Annotated in this window: 16 protein-coding genes; 6 read left to right on the forward strand and 10 right to left on the reverse strand. The window is 66.4% G+C overall.

All coding sequences use genetic code 11. The features are described 5' to 3' along the window. Positions 1 to 101: 101 nt before the first annotated feature. The 6 genes from J2T21_RS12190 to J2T21_RS12215 form a co-directional block, all read right to left on the reverse strand. Positions 102 to 566, reverse strand: coding sequence for a DUF3817 domain-containing protein (locus J2T21_RS12190; RefSeq protein WP_307581629.1), 465 nt, complete (start codon positions 564 to 566; stop codon positions 102 to 104). Further along, entirely contained in the window at positions 563 to 1,414 is an 852-nt protein-coding gene (locus J2T21_RS12195; protein WP_307581630.1) for an SURF1 family protein, read from the reverse strand. The genes J2T21_RS12190 and J2T21_RS12195 overlap by 4 nt, the downstream gene beginning before the upstream one ends. Before the next feature lie 285 nt (positions 1,415 to 1,699). Next, positions 1,700 to 2,200, reverse strand: coding sequence for a PTS sugar transporter subunit IIA (locus J2T21_RS12200; protein WP_307581631.1), 501 nt, complete (start codon positions 2,198 to 2,200; stop codon positions 1,700 to 1,702). A gap of 252 nt (positions 2,201 to 2,452) precedes the next feature. Then, positions 2,453 to 3,598, reverse strand: coding sequence for a GuaB3 family IMP dehydrogenase-related protein (locus J2T21_RS12205; RefSeq protein ID WP_307581632.1), 1,146 nt, complete (start codon positions 3,596 to 3,598; stop codon positions 2,453 to 2,455). Between the two features lie 89 nt (positions 3,599 to 3,687). Beyond that, the gene (locus J2T21_RS12210; RefSeq protein WP_307581633.1) at positions 3,688 to 4,932 is read right to left on the reverse strand and encodes a DUF4872 domain-containing protein; all 1,245 of its coding nucleotides are present in this window, start codon (positions 4,930 to 4,932) and stop codon (positions 3,688 to 3,690) included. Between the two features lie 137 nt (positions 4,933 to 5,069). Then, a complete protein-coding gene (locus J2T21_RS12215; RefSeq protein ID WP_307581634.1) occupies positions 5,070 to 7,463 on the reverse strand; it encodes a methyltransferase domain-containing protein in 2,394 nt (797 codons plus the stop codon). Between the two features lie 324 nt (positions 7,464 to 7,787). Between J2T21_RS12215 and J2T21_RS12220 the strand changes: the two genes are divergently transcribed. Both J2T21_RS12220 and J2T21_RS12225 read left to right on the forward strand, forming a co-directional pair. Further along, on the forward strand, positions 7,788 to 8,012 hold the full coding sequence (locus tag J2T21_RS12220) for a helix-turn-helix domain-containing protein (RefSeq protein ID WP_307581635.1): 225 nt from the start codon (positions 7,788 to 7,790) through the stop codon (positions 8,010 to 8,012). Positions 8,013 to 8,207: 195 nt separating this feature from the next. Further along, a complete protein-coding gene (locus tag J2T21_RS12225; RefSeq protein WP_307581636.1) occupies positions 8,208 to 8,963 on the forward strand; it encodes a ZIP family metal transporter in 756 nt (251 codons plus the stop codon). 172 nt (positions 8,964 to 9,135) lie between these two features. Here J2T21_RS12225 and J2T21_RS12230 read toward each other — a convergent pair whose 3' ends face one another. Continuing rightward, positions 9,136 to 9,429, reverse strand: a complete 294-nt coding sequence (locus J2T21_RS12230; protein ID WP_307581637.1) for a hypothetical protein — start codon at positions 9,427 to 9,429, stop codon at positions 9,136 to 9,138. 313 nt (positions 9,430 to 9,742) lie between these two features. On the opposite strand from J2T21_RS12230, the gene J2T21_RS12235 reads away from it, so the two are divergent. Then, entirely contained in the window at positions 9,743 to 10,543 is an 801-nt protein-coding gene (locus J2T21_RS12235) for a DUF427 domain-containing protein (RefSeq protein WP_307581638.1), read from the forward strand. A gap of 104 nt (positions 10,544 to 10,647) precedes the next feature. On the opposite strand, the gene J2T21_RS12240 is transcribed toward J2T21_RS12235, so the two are convergent. After that, complete coding sequence (locus J2T21_RS12240; RefSeq protein ID WP_307581639.1) at positions 10,648 to 11,196, reverse strand: GNAT family N-acetyltransferase; 549 nt, start codon at positions 11,194 to 11,196, stop codon at positions 10,648 to 10,650. Between the two features lie 167 nt (positions 11,197 to 11,363). Between J2T21_RS12240 and J2T21_RS12245 the strand changes: the two genes are divergently transcribed. After that, positions 11,364 to 11,804: a VanZ family protein gene (locus J2T21_RS12245; protein ID WP_307581640.1), complete on the forward strand. Its 441-nt coding sequence runs from the start codon at positions 11,364 to 11,366 to the stop codon at positions 11,802 to 11,804. A 396-nt stretch (positions 11,805 to 12,200) separates the two neighbouring features. Here J2T21_RS12245 and J2T21_RS12250 read toward each other — a convergent pair whose 3' ends face one another. Continuing rightward, positions 12,201 to 12,416, reverse strand: coding sequence for a hypothetical protein (locus J2T21_RS12250; protein WP_307581641.1), 216 nt, complete (start codon positions 12,414 to 12,416; stop codon positions 12,201 to 12,203). A gap of 131 nt (positions 12,417 to 12,547) precedes the next feature. Between J2T21_RS12250 and J2T21_RS12255 the strand changes: the two genes are divergently transcribed. Further along, the gene (locus tag J2T21_RS12255) at positions 12,548 to 13,630 is read left to right on the forward strand and encodes a hypothetical protein (protein ID WP_307581642.1); all 1,083 of its coding nucleotides are present in this window, start codon (positions 12,548 to 12,550) and stop codon (positions 13,628 to 13,630) included. Positions 13,631 to 13,655: 25 nt separating this feature from the next. On the opposite strand, the gene J2T21_RS12260 is transcribed toward J2T21_RS12255, so the two are convergent. After that, the gene (locus J2T21_RS12260; protein WP_307581643.1) at positions 13,656 to 15,221 is read right to left on the reverse strand and encodes a chitinase; all 1,566 of its coding nucleotides are present in this window, start codon (positions 15,219 to 15,221) and stop codon (positions 13,656 to 13,658) included. A 550-nt stretch (positions 15,222 to 15,771) separates the two neighbouring features. Between J2T21_RS12260 and J2T21_RS12265 the strand changes: the two genes are divergently transcribed. Next, on the forward strand, positions 15,772 to 17,802 hold the full coding sequence (locus J2T21_RS12265) for a glycosyltransferase family 2 protein (protein WP_307581736.1): 2,031 nt from the start codon (positions 15,772 to 15,774) through the stop codon (positions 17,800 to 17,802).

Below are 17,802 nucleotides of genomic sequence, written 5' to 3' on the forward strand. Positions count from 1 at the left end.
AGGGGCGGCCAACGGATGCGTCGGTGCGCATGCGTTGGCCGCCCCGCGGCAGTTTGGCCAGGCAGTTCAACCGGTTTGTTCGGCCGGGCAGTTCGGCGGAATCAGTACCGCTTGGCGGCTTGCGGGTGCGAGGCCAGCTCGCGGTCCACCTCGCCGTGGACCTTCTTCTCCATGAAGAAGGACAGCAGCGGCACGACGCCGCCCAGGGCGATGGTGATGAAGCGGCTGAAGGGCCAGCGCATCAGCGACCACAGGCGGAAGTCGGCCAGCAGGTACACCACGTACATCCAGCCGTGGATGATCAGGATGGCCAGCGAGACGTTGACGCCTTCGGTGATGTCCGCGCGGTTGACCAGCGAGACGGAGTTGGAGCTGCCGTCGAGCAGGGTGCCGCCGATGAACAGCTCCAGGCCGGCGAAGTACTTGATGATCATTTCGGCGCAGAGCAGCAGCAGCATCACGCCGGTGGCGTAGGCCAGGACCTTGTAGAAGGTGGCGGCGGAACGGATCTGGGCGGGGGTGCCGGCAAAGCGGCGCACCTTCGGGGCGGAGTTTTCTTCGGTCACAACTGGTCCTTGGGTTGGGAATCGAGCAGGTGGTTCTCGTGGTGGATCTGGCGTTGGTATACGGTGGCCGGGTCCAGGCCCGCGGCAAGTGCAGCAGCGTCGGCGATGTCTTCCTGCTGCCGGCGGAAGTCGTCGGCCACCAGGCGGTACCAGAGGAAGACCGCGAAGCCGGCGAACACGACCCACTCGATGCCGTAGAAGATGTTCAGCCAGTTGACCTGGCGTTCCTGGGGCTGCGGGCCCACGTGCACCGGGACGAGCCCGGTGGCGGCGGCGGAGAGGTCCGCGCCGTCCGCCCCGGCCACCGTGGCGGCGACAACGAATCCGCTGTAGGAGGGCACGTCCCACACGTTGATCAGCTCGGCCACCGACAGCGAGGCGTAGGCGTGCTGGCCGGCGTCTTGGGAGATCGGGGCCTCGGTGGGCAGCAGGCGCCCGGTGATCTCCAGGGTGCCGGCCGGGGCCGGTGCGGGGGCCGCGTCGTCGGGCTGCCAGCCGCGCACCACCGGGATGGTGTTGGAACCGGGCGCGTCGGCGACCTTGAAGGCGGCGACGACCCAGTAGCCGGTGCGCCCGTCCTCGATGCGGTTCTTCACCAGGACCTGCTTTCCGGGCAGGAAGCTGCCGGTCGCGGAGACCATCTGGTCGGCCTCGCGGGCCATCAATTCGCTGACCGGCTTGATGTGGCTGGTCAGCGGAACGACCTTCTCGGTGGTGGTCACCGGGGGCGGGGCTTCGGTATGCGAGCGGTTGAACTGCCACTGGCTCAGCAGGACGAAGCCGGTGGCAACAACGAGGGCGCCAACCAAGGCCAGGATCCAACGGGGTTTAAGGGCAGTTTTCAGCACACTCCAACCGTACGTCGGTTGGGCATCGAAGAGCCAATGGAACCACGGGCGGCTCCCGGGCGTTCGCGCGGGCCCCGGGACCACCCGGCGGGCGGCCCGGGGCTGCCTTGGGGCGCCGCGGGGCGTGACGGGGCGCGGGTTCCCGCAGGCACCGGGGTCGCGGGCGGGCGTGTGGCCGCGCTGCCCGGTCCCGGCGACGGGGGCGGCGACGTGGCCGGGATTACATCCGCCGCGTCGCGCATCCGGGCCGGACCCGGCCGGCGCGGCACGGGATCCCCCCGGGTCCTAGACGGTGGAGAAGTCGACGGTGGAGTTGACCAGTTCGGCGATGACCCCGGTGTCGTGGGCGCGGCGCAGGGACTCGCGGAACGAGTCCTTGGCCAGCGAGCGGGCCAGCGCGGCGAGCATCATCAGGTGCCCGGAGTAGCTCGAGGCCGGGGTGGCCAGCAGCAGCACCACGTGCGCCGGGCCGTCCTTGGCCCCGAAGTCCAGCCCGTGCCCATAGGCCATCACGCCGACCGCGATGCTGGGTGCCGCAACAAAATCGCTGCGCGCGTGGGCCAGCCCGATGCCGCCGGGCAGGCCGGTGGCCAGCTGGTGTTCGTGGCGGTGGACATCGGCCAGGAAGCCGGGCAGGTCCCCGATCCGTTCGGCGGCCAGCAGCCTGCCGGCCAGCAGGGCGACGGTTTCTTCCCGGGTGGGTGTCGCCAGTTCAAGGACCACCAGTTCCGGCGTGGTGAGCTCTGGGGCGTCGTCGCCGGCGGGCGTCGTCTGGGAGAAGGTCATGGCATCGTTTCGGGGAGGCGGCGTTCGGTGTTCGGGGGGTGCGGTGCGCATGGCGTGCGCCTGGTTTGTACAGTACACGGGCCCGGGCCCGGCGCGCAGCGGGGGGGTTGCCCCGGGTCCCGCGGCCTGCCGGGACGGATCCTCCGCCGCGGCACCGGGGGTGCCGGGACGCAAAACGACCGGGTCCGCACCATCGCCACCATGGCGGGGGAAGGCAGCGGACCCGGTCGCCCCGGAGTGGATCCCTTGGTGCTAGTCGGCCTCGTAGGGGGAAACCACGACGTCGACGCGCTGGAATTCCTTCAGGTCCGAGTAGCCGGTGGTGGCCATCGAGCGGCGCAGCGCGCCGACGAGGTTGGAGGTTCCGTTGGTGTGGTGCGAGGGGCCGAAGAGCAGTTCCTGCAGCGGCGCCACGGTGCCGACCTTGACCCGGTCCCCGCGCGGGTTGTTCTCATGGGCGGCCTCCATGCCCCAGTGCCAGCCGGCGCCCGGTGCCTCCTGCGCGCGGGCCAGAGCGGTGCCCAGCATCACGGCGTCGGCGCCCATGGCGATGGCCTTGACGATGTCGCCGCTGGTGCCCAGGCCGCCGTCGGCGATCACGTGCACGTAGCGTCCGCCGGACTCGTCCAGGTAGTCGCGGCGGGCCGCGGCGACGTTGGAGATGGCGGTGGCCATCGGCGCGTGGATGCCCAGCGCGCGGCGGGTGGTGCCCGAGGCCCCTCCCCCAAAGCCGACCAGCACGCCGGCGGCGCCGGTGCGCATCAGGTGCAGGGCCGGGGTGTACCCGGCCGCGCCGCCCACGATGACCGGGACGTCGAGTTCGTAGATGAACTGCTTGAGGTTCAGCGGCTCGTGGGTCTTGGAGACGTGTTCGGCCGAGACCGTGGTGCCGCGGATGACGAAGACATCGACCCCTGCGGCCAGGACGGTCTTGTAGTGTTCCTGGGTGCGCTGCGGGGTCAGCGAGCCGGCAACGGTCACGCCGGATTCGCGGATTTCGGCCAGGCGGGCGGTGATCAGCTCCGGTTGGATCGGGGCTGCGTACAGTTCCTGCAGGCGCGCGGTGATGGCCGGGTCGAAGTGGCCGCCGTTGGCGGACTTCAGTGCGGCGATTTCCTCGAGGACCTTGGCCGGGTCCTCGTAGCGGGTCCAGAGGCCCTCGAGGTTCAGCACGCCCAGGCCGCCGAGCTTGCCCAGCGCGATGGCGGTGGCCGGGGACATGACCGAGTCCATGGGGGCACCCAGGATCGGGGTCTCGAATTTGTAGGCGTCGATCTGCCAGGCCACCGACACGTCGTGCGGGTCGCGGGTGCGGCGGTTGGGAACAATCGCCACATCGTCAAGGGAGTACGCCTGGGCTGCGCGTTTGGAACGGCCGATTTCAATCTCGTAAGTCACCGCACCACCCTATCAGCACGCCGGCGGGCCGGGCCGCCCCCCCGGTGCGCGCCGGGCCCGCGGTCCCTGCCGCGGGCCACCGGCGTGTTTCAGTCGGCCAGGGTGCCCAGGGTGTCGGCCAGCGCCCGCGCGGCGCGTTCCTCGCCGGCGGCGATGACCTCCAGCTGGTCGGCGAGCACCGCGAAGTGCCCGGTGCGGTCCTGCACCTCGATCTGCGGGTCCACCAGGTCGGTGAACACGATCCAGTCCTGGGCCAGGTGCGCGTAGTCGGCCGCGTGCGCGCCCAGGGCCGCGAGGCCCGGCAGCCCGGAGGCCTCGGCGAGGAAGTCGGCGTACTGGCCGCGCAGGGCGCCCACGCCGCCGAAGCGGGTGTCGGTGAGGAAGCCCAGGATCTGGTTCAGGCCCGATTCCAGGCGTGCGGGGTCCTCGAAGATCCGCGTCCAGCCCTTCTTGGTGGTGGCGTCGCGCAGGCGCTCGGCCCAGTTGTTCATGCCCGCGACGCCGAAGTTCTTGGCGAAGTGCGCCGGGATGCCCTCCAGCTCGCTGGTGCCCAGCAGGCGCCCGGTGGTCTGCGCAATCGCCTCGCGCACGGAGGCGGCCAGGGCCGCGGCGTCGGGCCCGGTGCGCTCCGGGATCCAGGCCTGCCAGTGCTTGTCCTTCTTGCGCCGGGAACGGGCGGCGGCCAGGTCCTCGGGGGAAATCGGGGTCAGCGAGCCGGAGCCGTCGTCGACGAGCAGGTCCTCCCCGTGCTCTCCCACGACAACCAAGTCGATGGAGTCCGATTCCTCCACGGCATCGGCGTCGATCCACGGCAGCGCCGCAACGGAGGCGCGCACGACCACCGCGCGACCGGCATCCAGCCCGGCGTCGAGGTAGTCGGCGGCCAGCCGGGCGCTGCCGGTGGTGCGTTCCATGACCTTGGCCCCGGAGCGGGCCAGGAGGTTTGCGGTGTAGGGCTCGGGGTGTGCCCGGGTGACGATGGTTGCCGTGGTCGTCTCCTCGTAGACGAAGGTGAAGACCATGAAGCCGATGCCGCCGGCCAGCCCCGCCAGCAGCGCCTCGCTCATCGGCTCGCCGGTCAGCGGGTGCTTGACCCCGGCCTGGGTGAGCACGCGGTGCCACAGCCCGGCGTCGTATTGCAGGACGTTGGCGGGCGCCGGGTATTCGGGCAGCTCGGCCTCCTGGGCCGCGGCGGCGGCGTCGGCGGCGTCCTGGGCGCTGGCCGGGCGGTGGGGCTTCGCGGACAGGATCGCCTTGCGGGCGGTGGTGTAGCTCTCCCCGGTGCGGTCCATGCGGGCGCGGGTGAGTTTCTTCAGGTTCTTCGGCTGGGCCACGGTGTGCTCCTTAGGTGTTGCGTGCGCGCATCGGCGCGGGTCTCTCCCGCACGCCAGGGGGGGCAGCGCCAGTGAAACATTCTACGTGGGGGCACACCATGCCCGGGCCGCGCTCACCCGGCCGCGCAACCGGCCATTCACCCGGCCGCGCGCACCGAGACCAGCAGGCGCGGGGACACGGCACCGGATTTGATGGCCGCGGCCACGTTGCCCAGCCGGTCGGCCGGGTCGCTGCCCAGCAGGATCGGGGCGGCCAGTTCCGTCGCCGGTCCCTTGCCGGGCCCCGGCATCGACGCCAGCACCGCCGCGGTGCGGTCCTCGTCGGTCCCGGGCGTGAATCCGGCCACACGCAGGTGGCGGTGGTACGCCTCGGCGGGTTCCACGTAGGACGAAGCGGCCGCATCGGCCCACGGCATCGGGTAGTCCAGTGCGTTGGTGCCCATCAGGTCGTAGATGGCGAAGATTCCCCCGGGGCGCAGCAGCCGGTGCACCTCGGCGAACACCGCGGGCTTGTTCTCCAGGTTCATGCCAACGTGCAGCATGGTCGCCGCGTCGAAGGAACCCGCCGGCAGGTTGGTGGCCTGCGCCGGGGCCAGCAGCATCGTGATGGACCCGGCCATGGAGCAGGCGGCGTTCAGCTCCCGGGCCAGCAGCACGAACTCCTCGGTGACATCCACGCCGGTGACCACCGCGCCGAGCTGCGCGAAGTGGCGTGCCGGTCCGCCGATGCCGGCGCCCACGTCCAGCACCCGGGTCCCGAGCCCGATGCCGGCCTCGCGGGCAACCTCCGCCGTGGCGTTGGCGCCGCCGGAGTGGAAGTGGTCGGCGTCGCCCAGGTCGCCCGGGAGCAGGACCTCCGGTTCCTTCCCGGCCCTGCGAAGCGCCGCGTAGAGCCGCTCGCGCAGGTTCCCGGTGGTGTAGCGCCTGATGGATTGGTCGGTGTCGCTCATCGTGGGCTCCTTGGGGCCGTCCGGGGCCCCATCCCGCCTCTCGCGGCATGCTGTGCCCAACGCCTGCCCCCATGATAAACCCGGGACAAAGCGGCCGTCACCGGTGGTCCCCACCCGATTCGCACCGGGGCCGGGAGGGGGGGCATCACGGGGCACCGAAGTCCTTGACCAGGCGCGAGAGCGCCACCCGGTCCACGATGTGCGCCTGTCCCTCGCACAGCCAGTCGCCGGCCTCCTGCAGGAATGCGGCCGCCGTCGCCAGCCGCGGATTTGCGCCGGTGGCCCGGTTGTTGACCAGCACCGCCGTGCCGTCCACCGGGTGGAACACCGACCAGCCCCGCACCTGCAGCCCGGGGAACCGGGCGCGGTAGGCCTGAACGGCGCCCGGGAAGGGAGGGACAGGAAGGCCGGGGCGTCGCCGGGCAGCTTGCACACCAGCCGGTCTTCCCACCAGTAGTACTGTCCCCCGGGACAGAGGCGCGATTCGACCAGGGCCAGCCGGTCCCCGCACAGCACGCCGTGGCCGATGTGCAGCTGCGGGTTCCCGGGGACGGACAGGCCGGCCAGCGTCCTGGCCCCGGGAAGGACATGCAGTGTGTCCAGCAGCTGGCCGGTGAGCGATTCGGCGGTCCTGCCCGGGTGGCTGCCGCCGTTGCGGGCGCCATCGCCGCCGCCGGAGGCGCCCAGGTCCCAGTGGTTGTGGCCGGTGATTTCCTCCAGTCCCAGCAACGCCTTCGGGTCCGGGCGCCGGACCCGGGTGGCGCTGGCGCGCAGGATCTCGACGGTGAACAGATACAGGCCCAGCCAGCCAATGGCCGCAAGCATGCCCGCGCGGCCGCCGGCGAGCGCGGGGACCAGGATCCCTCCGGCGAAGCCGAGGAACACCAGATAGCGCACCAATCCGCGTCCCCGGGCGCGGGCCCTGGCCCAGCCGCCGGCCAGCGCCGCCACCGGCACCAGGAGCACCAGCAGCGCGACCCTCCACCACCCCGGCGAGTCGCTGCCGCGCACCATGCCCGCAACGAAGAGTCCGGCGAGAATGATGTTGAGCTCCAGCAGGAACCAGGCGAGGAAACGGATAGGCCCTGCCCGCCGGGCGGAATCGTCGCGGATCTCCAGCGACGGGTAGGAGCGGGTGTACCAGTCCATCGCGGAGGGGTCGATCCGGTTGCGTTCGAAGACGTTGAAGCCGGCATGGCCTCCCGGGTCCCGGGACCCGGCCCGGGCCGCTGCCGCGGTGCGGGCCCTGGCCTCGGCGCGCACGCGGTCCCGTTCACGCTCGCGTTCACGGTCGCTTGTGGCTCGTGCCGCCTCGTCCCGATCCCGCGCTTCCGCCTCATTCCCGCCCCGGGCCTCGGCGGTGCGCCGCTGCTGCCCGGCGAGCGCGGCGTCGTAGGCGGCCCGCAACCTGTCGTCGGCCAACACCCGCACAGCCTCGTTCAACGACTTGGCCATCGCGTCGGTGGCACCTCCGGCATCAAGGTGGTGTTCACGCATCAAGGCCCGGTGGGCCGCCCTGATCACCGACACCGGTGCCGTGCTGCTCACGCGCAGCACGTCGTAGTGGTTGGCTGCGCTCATGCCGATGCGCCGCCGCGGCCGAAGAATCGCACACCAAACACGACGCCCCCATCCCCCGTTCGTGGTCCCCAAGACCAGCGCACTGCAACCGTGATGTCCTTTCCGAACCTACCAACAAGTGGCCCGTTTGTTTAGGGTTGGGCGCCGGCATGCTTCCGGCGCCCGCGGCAGCGGAGTGGCCCATGTCGAGATACTCGCCAAATGCCCTCTGGCGACTCGGGAACATGGTGTCTACGATGGGAATCACCCTTGCCTCGGTGGCTGAAGGTGCACTCGGCATCAACTGTCCTTGAGGGACGGCAGACACAGTGATTGGGGAATGCAATGGTTGACCTGGCAAGTTTCGAGGACGCCCACTACTTGACCGTGGACGAGGTGGCCCTGGCGATGCGCGTGTCGAAGATAACCGTGTACCGTCTGGTGCACGCGCAGAAACTCGCGGCCGTGACTTTCGGTCGCTCCTTCCGGATCCCCGCCCAGGCCGTGAAGGAGTACGTGCTGGCCCAACGGCACGCTGCTGCACCGGCAACGCGCACTGCGGTGACCTAGCCCAGGGGCCCGGCCGTGCGGGTCTGTCGCCGGCCTGCCAGTGGCCGGGGCCCTGAAACCACCTCGCCGGTGGCCGGCAGCATTCGCGGCGCACCTTCCCGCGGCGGACGAGCGCTGGATGCAGGCCGGTCTTGCCGGCCCACGGCTGTTCGGGGACCGAAGAGTTTCACGGCACCAAGCAAAAGGAGAACCACAATGCCGGTTTGGGTGCAGGCCCTGTTCTGGGGAACAGTGGCGGGTGCTGCCCTTGTCCTGGGCGCGGCCGTGTCGTGGAAGTGGACGATGTCTCCCAAGGTCGTCTCCTCCATCATGTCCTTCGGGGCCGGCGTGTTGATCTCCGCCCTGGCCTTTGACCTGGTGGACGAGGCGGAGCAGGGCGGCGGCCTGTGGCCGACGATGGCGGGGTTCTTGGCCGGTGCATTGGCCTATGTCGGCGCCAACGCCCTGCTCGCCCGTCGCGGCGCCAAGCACCGAAAACGCTCCGGCGAAAAGCAACCCTCCGAAAACGGGCAACCCGGCAGCGGGACCGCCATCGCCATCGGGGCCCTGCTTGATGGCATCCCGGAATCCGTGGTTCTGGGACTCGGGCTGGTCTCGGGAGGAACGGTGAGCACTGCGGTGCTCGCGGCGGTGTTCATTTCCAACGTCCCGGAAGGCCTGTCCAGCACGGCGGGGATGAAGAAGTCCGGTCGCGGCGCCGGCTACGTCTTCGGCGTCTGGGGAGGCATTGCCCTGGTCTCCGGGATCGCTTCCCTCATCGGCTATCTCAGCATGCAGAACGCCCCGGCCGAACTGGTGGCCTTCATCACCGCGATCGCCGCCGGAGCCATCCTGGCCATGATCGCCGACACCATGATTCCCGAGGCCTTCGAGGAACACCATGTCCTCACGGGGCTTATCGCCGCCCTGGGATTCCTTACAGCCTTCGCCATCAGCAGGGCGGGAGCATAGAAGCCCACCGCAAACAGTGCACCGGGCCACCCTGTCGCCGGCATTTCCGCCCAAGGTTTCTGGCACCACGGCGAATGTCTTGCCGCTGCCCAACCCGCTGCAAGCCACCGATTGCCGCACGCAAACAAGGGCTTGACTTCAGCGGTGCAGGTTCAACTTCATGGCCTTGAGGCTAGTTGGTGAAGCGGTTGAACTCGTCCAAGGCGCAGGCCATTGCTCCGGCACCCGAACAACCGAAGAACAGCATGCGGCAAAGTTCGGACACGGCATGCGGCTTCCCCGCAGCCATGGTGGCTGCGTCCAGGTACGCTTCGGCACGCGCACGGTGGCGGCGACCGGCCGGACTCAACGATCCTTCGAATCGTGCAGTGTCCCGTGAACGGACGGCCTTTTCCAAGATCGCGTACACGATGGAAGTGGTGGGTGCCTGCGCGGGGACCGGTGCCTGGAAGTTGATGACATGCACGGGGCGGCTCCTGGGTGCGGTGAAATGGAGTTGATTTTCGTTTTTCGGAAAGAGCCCCAGCGCCCGCCGTCATCCGATCCTAGAGCCGCCTTCGTGCCATGTCGATGGTTCTGCCAACTGTTACCTGGGCAAGCGAACCTGCACTTCCCGAACCGCTTCGGAGTGCCTGCCGCCTGAGCTGAGCGCATCCTTGGACCACATGGGCAAGCCGTGGACCACCATCGGAAATGCACCTCCGCCCCATTTCGCGAGCACTTTTCATGAGTCTCGCCGCTGCATTGACCACCGGGTTCCGGACGCGCATACTGGCGTCGTGGCCACCCGAATCTCAGACCTGATCAACCAGTCCCTGTCCGTGCTCCGGTACGAACCGACACAGAAACGAGTGCGGGCCGGCTTCGAGGGGGCCCCGGTCCTCGACACGTCCTCCGCCGTGCTGGTGTGGGAACCGCGGCGCGTGGTGCCGATCTACGCGGTCCCCGAATCCAGTGTGCAGGCCCACCTGGCGCCGACGGCCGGCACCGGCCCCGAGGTCCCGGACAAGGCCGGGATCCTGACCCCGGACGACGCCTTCGCGCTGCACACCGCCGAAGGGGCTGCGCTGGATGTCAAGGTCGGCGGGCGCACGCTGCCGGGCGCGGCCTTCCGGCTGTCGGACCCCGTGCTGCAGGGTTTCGTCGCCTTCGACTTCCGGGCGTTCGATTGGCTCGAGGAGGACGAGCCCATCGATGCGCACCCGCGCGACCCCTTCAAGCGGGTCGACGTCCTGGCCTCGAGCAGGCACCTGCGCGTCGAGCTCGAGGGCATGCTGCTGGCCGAGACCCGGCACCCCAGGCTGCTCTTCGAGACGCACGTGCCCACCCGCTACTATCTGCGGCCCGGCGAGGTCCAGTGGGATGCGCTGGTGGCCACGGACAGTTCCAGCAAGTGCCCCTACAAGGGCACGGCCCACTACTGGGCCCCGGCAAGCGGCGGCCGGAACGTGGCGTGGAGCTACGCCAACCCGTTTCCCGAAGCCGCCGCGATCGCCGGACTAGTGTGCTTCTACAGCGAGCGGACCGATTTCATCCTCGACGGCAAGCGCCTGGGGCGTCCGACGACCCCGTTCAGCTAGCGAGGCCCGACCGCTGGCATCCGTGCCGGGCGCGTGGTTCTCCTGCGCCGCGTTCCCGGATGCACCGATGACGGGCACTGGAGGGCCACGGCCAATCGCCCAGGCTAGGCCAGCTCGATGGCGTAACGGCGCTCGAGCAAGGCCGGAGTGAAGCGTGCATCTTCCTTCGTGGTTCCGGTGTCGTGCCAGCCGTGGCGCCCGTACAGGTCCATGGCCCGCCGGTTCCCCTCGGCCACCCACAGGTAGGCGGTCGCGTATCCCAGCCGGCGCAACGCAGCCGTGGTCTCGAGCAGCAGCAAGGTTCCCAGCCCGCGGCCCCAGCAGGCCGGGAGCAGGTTCAGCGCGTACAGCTCCCCGGTGCCCTGGGCGGATGCGTCCCGCGGCACGCCGAACTGGCAAAAGCCCACGACCTCGCCGTCCAGGACCGCAACCAGGGGTTTCTCCCCGGTGTCCCGCCCAAGCGAGATCGCCCAGCGGCCGGCGATCTGCTGCACGTCCATGGACTTCAGGAACGCCGCGTCGATGATGCCTGCATAGGCTGCCCGCCATGCCTGCACCAGTGCCTCGGCCAGGGCCGCGGCGTCTTGCTCTACCGCCCGGCGCACGAGGCCGACATTCTCCGGGTTCGGATTCTGGGTCGCGGCGGGTTCCATGGTGGCAATGCTAGCGCGCGGCCCGCTCTTGCCCCGCGATTTGTCGTGCGTCCACGGGGTTCCGGCGGAAAGCGTCCGGCGGAGTCCGTGGCGTAAACTTGGCACCGGAGCCGGCCCGCGTACTTCCCGGCCGTCCTGAACTGCCCGCCCCCTCCTGACTGGGTTCCATGATCAAGCCGCATGTCCGTTTCGCCGCAGTCCTCGCCGCTGCCTATTTGTTGGCGCTGTTGATGATTGCGTTTTGGCCGACTCCCGTGGATCGTCCGGTGAGCGGAAACCTTTCAAGCATCCTGGGCTGGCTGCATGCCCATGGGCTGCCGCTGTTCATCGGCTACAACAAAATCGAGTTTGCCGCGAACATCGCGCTGTTCATGCCGTTTGGATACATCGCGGGGATCTGGAGCCGGACGTGGTGGCATCCTCTCGCGGCGGGTTTCGCGGCTTCGTTCATCATCGAGCTCGGGCAGGAGATCTTCTTGCCCCAGCGGTTTTCGTCGCTGCTCGATGTCGTGGCCAACACCATCGGTGCGGGACTGGGTTTCGCGATCTTTGCCCTGCTGCAGGCCATGCACCTTCGACGGCAAGAATCGGTTGAACCGGTTCGGTAGCCGAGCCCGCCCGAAATTCGGCGCATTTCGTGCTCGTTCGAACAACGACCCCGCCGCCATTGCGTGGTCCCGACGACTGCTGCCGGCCGGGCCACTCACAAGCCCAATACCAAAGTTGGTTCGAGTCCATCCCCTGGATAGGCATCGTCAACGACCCACGGCTGCCGCAGCATGGACTTGGGGGCCGACCCACGAATCGCGGGATGCGGTCTTGGTATGTTTCCGGCCAGTCTTGGCATGTGGCACGGCCCGCGGGGCGACAAAGGCAGGTGTCCGGCCGGGATACCCCGACCGGACAGCGTCATTCTTGATGCACGGGAGTCCATTTTCGACACCATGGGCTTGCTGCGTGCGTTCCGGAGCCTTGCCTGCGAGGCACTCTCGTGCGCGGAAAACCTACAGCGGCCAGTTGTTGTTTCCGGCGGTGGTGCTAGTGCCGCCGTTCAGGGTCTCGTAATGCAAGGGCCAGTTGTTGTTTCCGCCCAGCGTCTTGGTAATACCGATGCTCTGCACCGACCCGCTATCTGACCGCACGACGTCACCGGCACCACCGGCGACAACTGCCCCGGCAATAAGCATTGCGGCAAGGGCCGAACCCAGGATCTTCTTCACGTATTCTCCATCTCATTCAGAATTCGGGCGAGTGTTCGGAGCATTGCCCATATTTGCCGCACCCGGGAACGGGCCGACAGCCCCACGGGATATCCTAACGCTCACCTGATGTTTTGGAGTTGAATTCGTCATTGGATTTCATGGAACCACTGCCCTTCGAGGATTTGCCGGAAGCCCGGCGGCCGGAGTCCATGAGGGTGGCCGCCACCGGATGCAGCATAATGGAGATCATGCCCCACCCCTCCGCCGAAGCCCGCGCCGCCAAGGCGGAAGCGCACCACCGCAGGATTCGGAATTCGGGAGACCAGCAGCAGGTGCTCGAAGCCGCCCGGGAGTGCGCCAGAATCTATGCGTCGATGGGCGATCGGGTCAAGGAATCCGTTTTCCTCTACGACATGGGAAAAAGCCAGGTGTTAACGGGTGCCTATACGGCTGCCTTCCAAACCGCCGAAACCATCCTCGCTTTTCCCCGGATACAAAACGACCCGGTGTTCAAGGCCCAGGCATTGATCCTGCGTGCAGCAGCTCTTCGCAACCAAGCACATCACGAAGAGGCCGTGGACACCGCGCGCACGGCGCTGGCTGTCTTGTCCGACGTCAAAGATCGACACGAAGCACGCGCCGAGGCGTACCAAGGAATCATTGCCTGCCTGGTCGAGGCTGGCCGAGCCGACGAGGCCTGGGCTGTCCGCGACCTGTTGTCTGCCGCCTTGGAACACGTGGAAGACACTATGTTGGCTGGCCAGGGCTTCTGGACATTGGGAAACCTCGCATTCGCCAAGGGCCACGAGGCCGAGGGCAACGCCTACCACGAGAGCGCTGCTGACCACCTCCAACAGGTCAATGACATCCACATGTGGGCACGGTTCAACAATGCGAGCGCCGATGTGCAGCTGCAGGCGGGAGTCGCCAACGAGCGCACCGATGACTGCATTATCCGTGCCCAGCTTGCCTACGACATCATCGGAGGAAGTGCGGTGGAGCTACTGGGCCTGGCCGGAACCCGGGCACGGTGGTATGTGGCCAACGGAGAGCTGGAGAAAGCGTCCTCGCTGCTGGATCGAGCACTGTCCGACGCCTATGGCACCGGGGCGCCGGAAGACGCCTCGGTGCATCTGCTCTGGTCGGAAATCCTCCACGCCACGGGGCGCTTCGAGGAAGCGCACCGGGAAAGCGTGCGCGCTGCCCGGATTGAAGCGGACACGGGCAGCTGACCCGTCCTGACGCGGCGAATCCCGGCTAGGGCTTCTTCTGCGATTCCTTGAGGATTTCGCTGACTTGCCCGTTTGCCAAACGGGACCACGGCGAGGCCGCTGAGCCTTGCGCCGCGGCCTCGGGGTTCTGGGCCTGGTTCCACCATTTGGCCTCGAAAATCCGGCCGTCAAACAAGATCCGGTCACCCTTGTCATACACCTTGGTGGACGACCAGGCCGGATAGAGTCCTGTGGGCACCGCGATGGGGACTTCCGGCTTGTCTCCGGGAAGCACAGGTCCAATCAAGCTCCATGGGATCGCGCGCGCGTCACTGGCCGGAAGATCCGGTATTTCCCCCTGGGTCCACCATTTTGCCTCGTAGACGTTGCCGCGCCAGACGACGCGTTCCGATTTGGGGTAGGCGGATTCGGTGTTCCATACCGGGTACGGGCTCTTCGCGGGGTCATCGACGATGGCAGTCTCCATGGGGGCTTCAACTGGACCGTCATTGGTCGCCACCGGGCGGTCGGAGGAATCCAGGTCGGCCGCAAGCGTCCGTGCAAAGGCACCGTCATCCTGGGTGACGCCGCTGCAGTTATTCGATACCCGTTTCAGATCCGGGAAGTTCGGTCCGCAGTCGGCATCTCTGTTGGCCGACCACATCGAAAGCCGTCCTATGCCGTTGGTCGTGGAAAATTCCTTCAATACCCTCGCGTCGTCCAGCGTGAATATCTCTCCAAGCAAGTCGTTCTGACCGATCATGGGGGTGAGCCCGATCTTGGCCCAGAGGGTGCGATCCCCTATTTCCTGTCCGAGCTGGGAATAGAGCGCCTTGATCTGCTGGTGGGCGCTGCGCGCCCCTTGTTCCGAGGCCGAGGCCATGCTCTGGCCCGCTGAACGGGTATCGCCGAAGTTCATGGTCATGAGATTCACGCCTGCGAGGTCGACGCCGCCTTCGAGGAGCCGCTTGACCTCGCCCAGTCCGGATTCCGTCAGCCCCCGGGTGTCCACAGGAAGCGTCACCCAGACCTCCACTGGTTTTCCCGACTCCATGGCACGGGATTGAAGTGCCGACACAGCTGACGCACGGCGCAACGAAGCGGCGGCATCCTCGAGGTCGTTTCCCTCGACGTCAAGGTCCAGGGTGGTGGAACCGTATCGCTGGAGGAACGATTCGTATCCGTCAATGATCTTTTGCTCATCGGTGCAGGCGGTGGCCAGTTCGTCGTTGTTCAACCCTCCGGTGGAGATGACAATTTCGCCGCCTTGTTCATGCACCCGGGCCACCTTACGGTCCAGGTCGAACGTCTCGTTGGCGCTGTCCATGTTGTAGTAGCCGCCCCACGAATTCGCACAGCTGTCATTGGGATCGGCCACGGCGAACCCAAGGACCACGCGTTGTCCAGGTACTAGGTTTTGGGCAATCGGATAGAACGGCGTCGATGTCGCATCGACATAGGACCCGAACCAGCGTCCCGTATCAGCTGCTCTGGCCGAGTCGCGGGATGTGTTCCAGTAATACGTTCCAGCGGCCACCAGCCCGGCTATCGCCAGGGTAAGCGCCGCCACCCGGACCCATGAAAGGCGTCTGCCCGTGGTCAAGTTAGACACAACAATCTCAATTCATAACAATTGACGGCTCACTGAAAACGCGGCAAACGGTGGGGCCCATTTCGTCCAGGAGTAATCCATCAGAATAAGGCGAATCTCATCGCAAGGAAATTGTGCTCTCACCTGCCCCAAGGCGCCACGTCTCCCCGAGACGCGTAATTCAGATCACTGCTGAATCATACGCTATGATCAGTTTTTGAAATGCATTGCGGGTCGCAGAATCCCCAAGTGCTGAAACGAGATTGCTTGGGGGCAAATCAGTTTGAACAACATCAGCACGAATGCACGCACGGCTTCACCAGACGTACGCAAGCGGCAGTGGGGCGCGGAAAAGCGTTCCGAGCCCCTGTCGATTGTTCACCCCGTCCCCTCGCGCGGCAAGTTGGCTTGGGGGCGCATAGCAATCGTCACAACCATTCTGGCCTGGATCGGCTACGTCATCAGCACCATCCTGAGGCAACTGGCCGACAACCCCGATGCGGGCTTCAGGTTCCGTTTCGAGGCGGCAATGTACCTCGCCGTGGTCACCTTTCTGACTTTCTCCGCGTTGATGTACCTCGTCGCCAGGCAAGGCGCCCTCCTGCGCTTCTCACAACACCGGCGAGTGCCCCGAGGTGAACTGGATCGGCACTTCCGCTCCTATGACAAGTCGATCACGACGCTGGTTCCCAGCTATGCCGAAGAGCCAGCCGTGGTCAGGAAAACGCTCTGGTCCGTGGCCTTGCAGGAGTTCACGAACCTGCACGTGGTGCTTCTTGTGGATGACGATCCCTACCCGGAAGACCCGGAAGTCCTGGCCAAGCTCGAGAAAACCCGTGGCTTGGCACTGGAAATCCAGCAGTCCCTGGAACATCCATTGAGGATGGCCCACGACTCCCGCGTCCTTTTTGAACGCCAACGAGAGGCAGGGGCCTCGCCTGCCCAAATCCTGGCCACCACCATTGCCGCCTACGAAGCTGCCGCGGTCTGGCTCGAAGAGATGGCCACCGCGGAAAAGATCGACGATCATGTCGACGAGTTTTTCGTTGATTCGGTCATCATGGGACTTGCACGCGAGCTGCGCCTGACACTGTTGGCCCTGAACGCGGCTGCCGCACAAAACGATTCGCCTCACAGCGACAGGTTGGAAGAATTCCATCTGCGACTGGAACGTATTTTCTCCGTCCGGATGCACACCTTCGAACGCAAGAAGTACGCGAATCTTTCCCAAGCGGTGAACAAGGCAATGAACCTGAACGCCTATATCTCCCTCATGGGCCAAAAGTGGCTGGTGGACAACCGCGGAGATGTGGAGGTGCTTCGCGCGGTGTCACCGACACAGGAAACCACGGACATGGACCAGGTCCTGGACATCCCGGACTCCGAATACCTGCTCACGCTTGACGCCGACTCGCTGCTGCTGCGCGATTATTGCCTGCGCTTGGTTTACTTTCTGGAGTCCGAGGAGAATTCGCGCGTGGCGGTGACGCAAACCCCCTACTCTTCATTCCGAGGTGCGCCCACCCGCATCGAGCGCTTGGCTGGCGCCACGACCGACATCCAGCACATCTTGCACCAGGGCAAGACCCTTTACGATGCCACCTTCTGGGTTGGCGCCAACGCTGTGATCCGCAAACAGGCACTTGTGGATATCTGCCAGACCACAACGGTCGGCGGATATGAAATCCACACCTACATCCAGGATCGAACCGTTATCGAGGACACCGAATCAAGCATCGACCTCGGCACCCACGGCTGGACCCTGTCCAACTACCCGGAGCGTCTCAGTTACAGTGCGACTCCCCCGGATTTCGGCTCGCTGGTGGTCCAACGACGTCGTTGGGCCAATGGCGGTCTTTTGATCCTGCCCAAGTTTGGCCGACAGATCGGTGAGCGCAAGCGACGCAACGAACGCATCCGATTGCGCGAGGTGCTGCTGCGGGTCAACTACATGGCATCGATTGCCTGGGCCAGCCTTGGCCTAATCTTCCTTCTGGCTTATCCATACGACGGGCGTTTGCTCAGCCCGCTGATCTTTGTCGCGGCGTTGCCGTACTTCATCGCCATGGGAAGCGATCTCCGGGACTGTGGGCACCGGTTCAGCGACGTCTTCAGGATCTACGGGTTCAACCTGATCCTCCTGCCGGTCAATATGGCAGGGGTGCTCAAGTCCACGGAACAGGCATTCACCGGCGAGAAAATCCCGTTCGTCAGGACACCGAAGGTCCGCAATCGCACCGCATCGCCAGGCTTCTACGTGGCCATCCCATACCTGATCGTCTTCTTTTCGATCTTCACCCTGTGGCGGGATTTCCAGGACCGCAACTGGGGAAATGTTGCCTTTGCCGCATTGAACACCGTGTTGGCCCTCTATGCCATCCGCGCCTACATCGGCTTCAAGAATTCCATTGTTGACATGGCCTTGGGGTTGGTGAATTGGCTTTTTGTCCCGCCGAAGAAGGCCAAGGACGCCACGGTTTCCTATCCCGTGGCCACACCGGAAAACACGGACTGGTCGACCTTGTTGTATCAAGGTGACCGACGATTGGATCGTGATTTGCGCGGAACCGACGATCGCCGCAAACGGATTGGTGTGAAGTAA

Source organism: Paeniglutamicibacter psychrophenolicus (genome assembly GCF_030812255.1).
GTDB lineage: Bacteria > Actinomycetota > Actinomycetes > Actinomycetales > Micrococcaceae > Paeniglutamicibacter > Paeniglutamicibacter psychrophenolicus_A.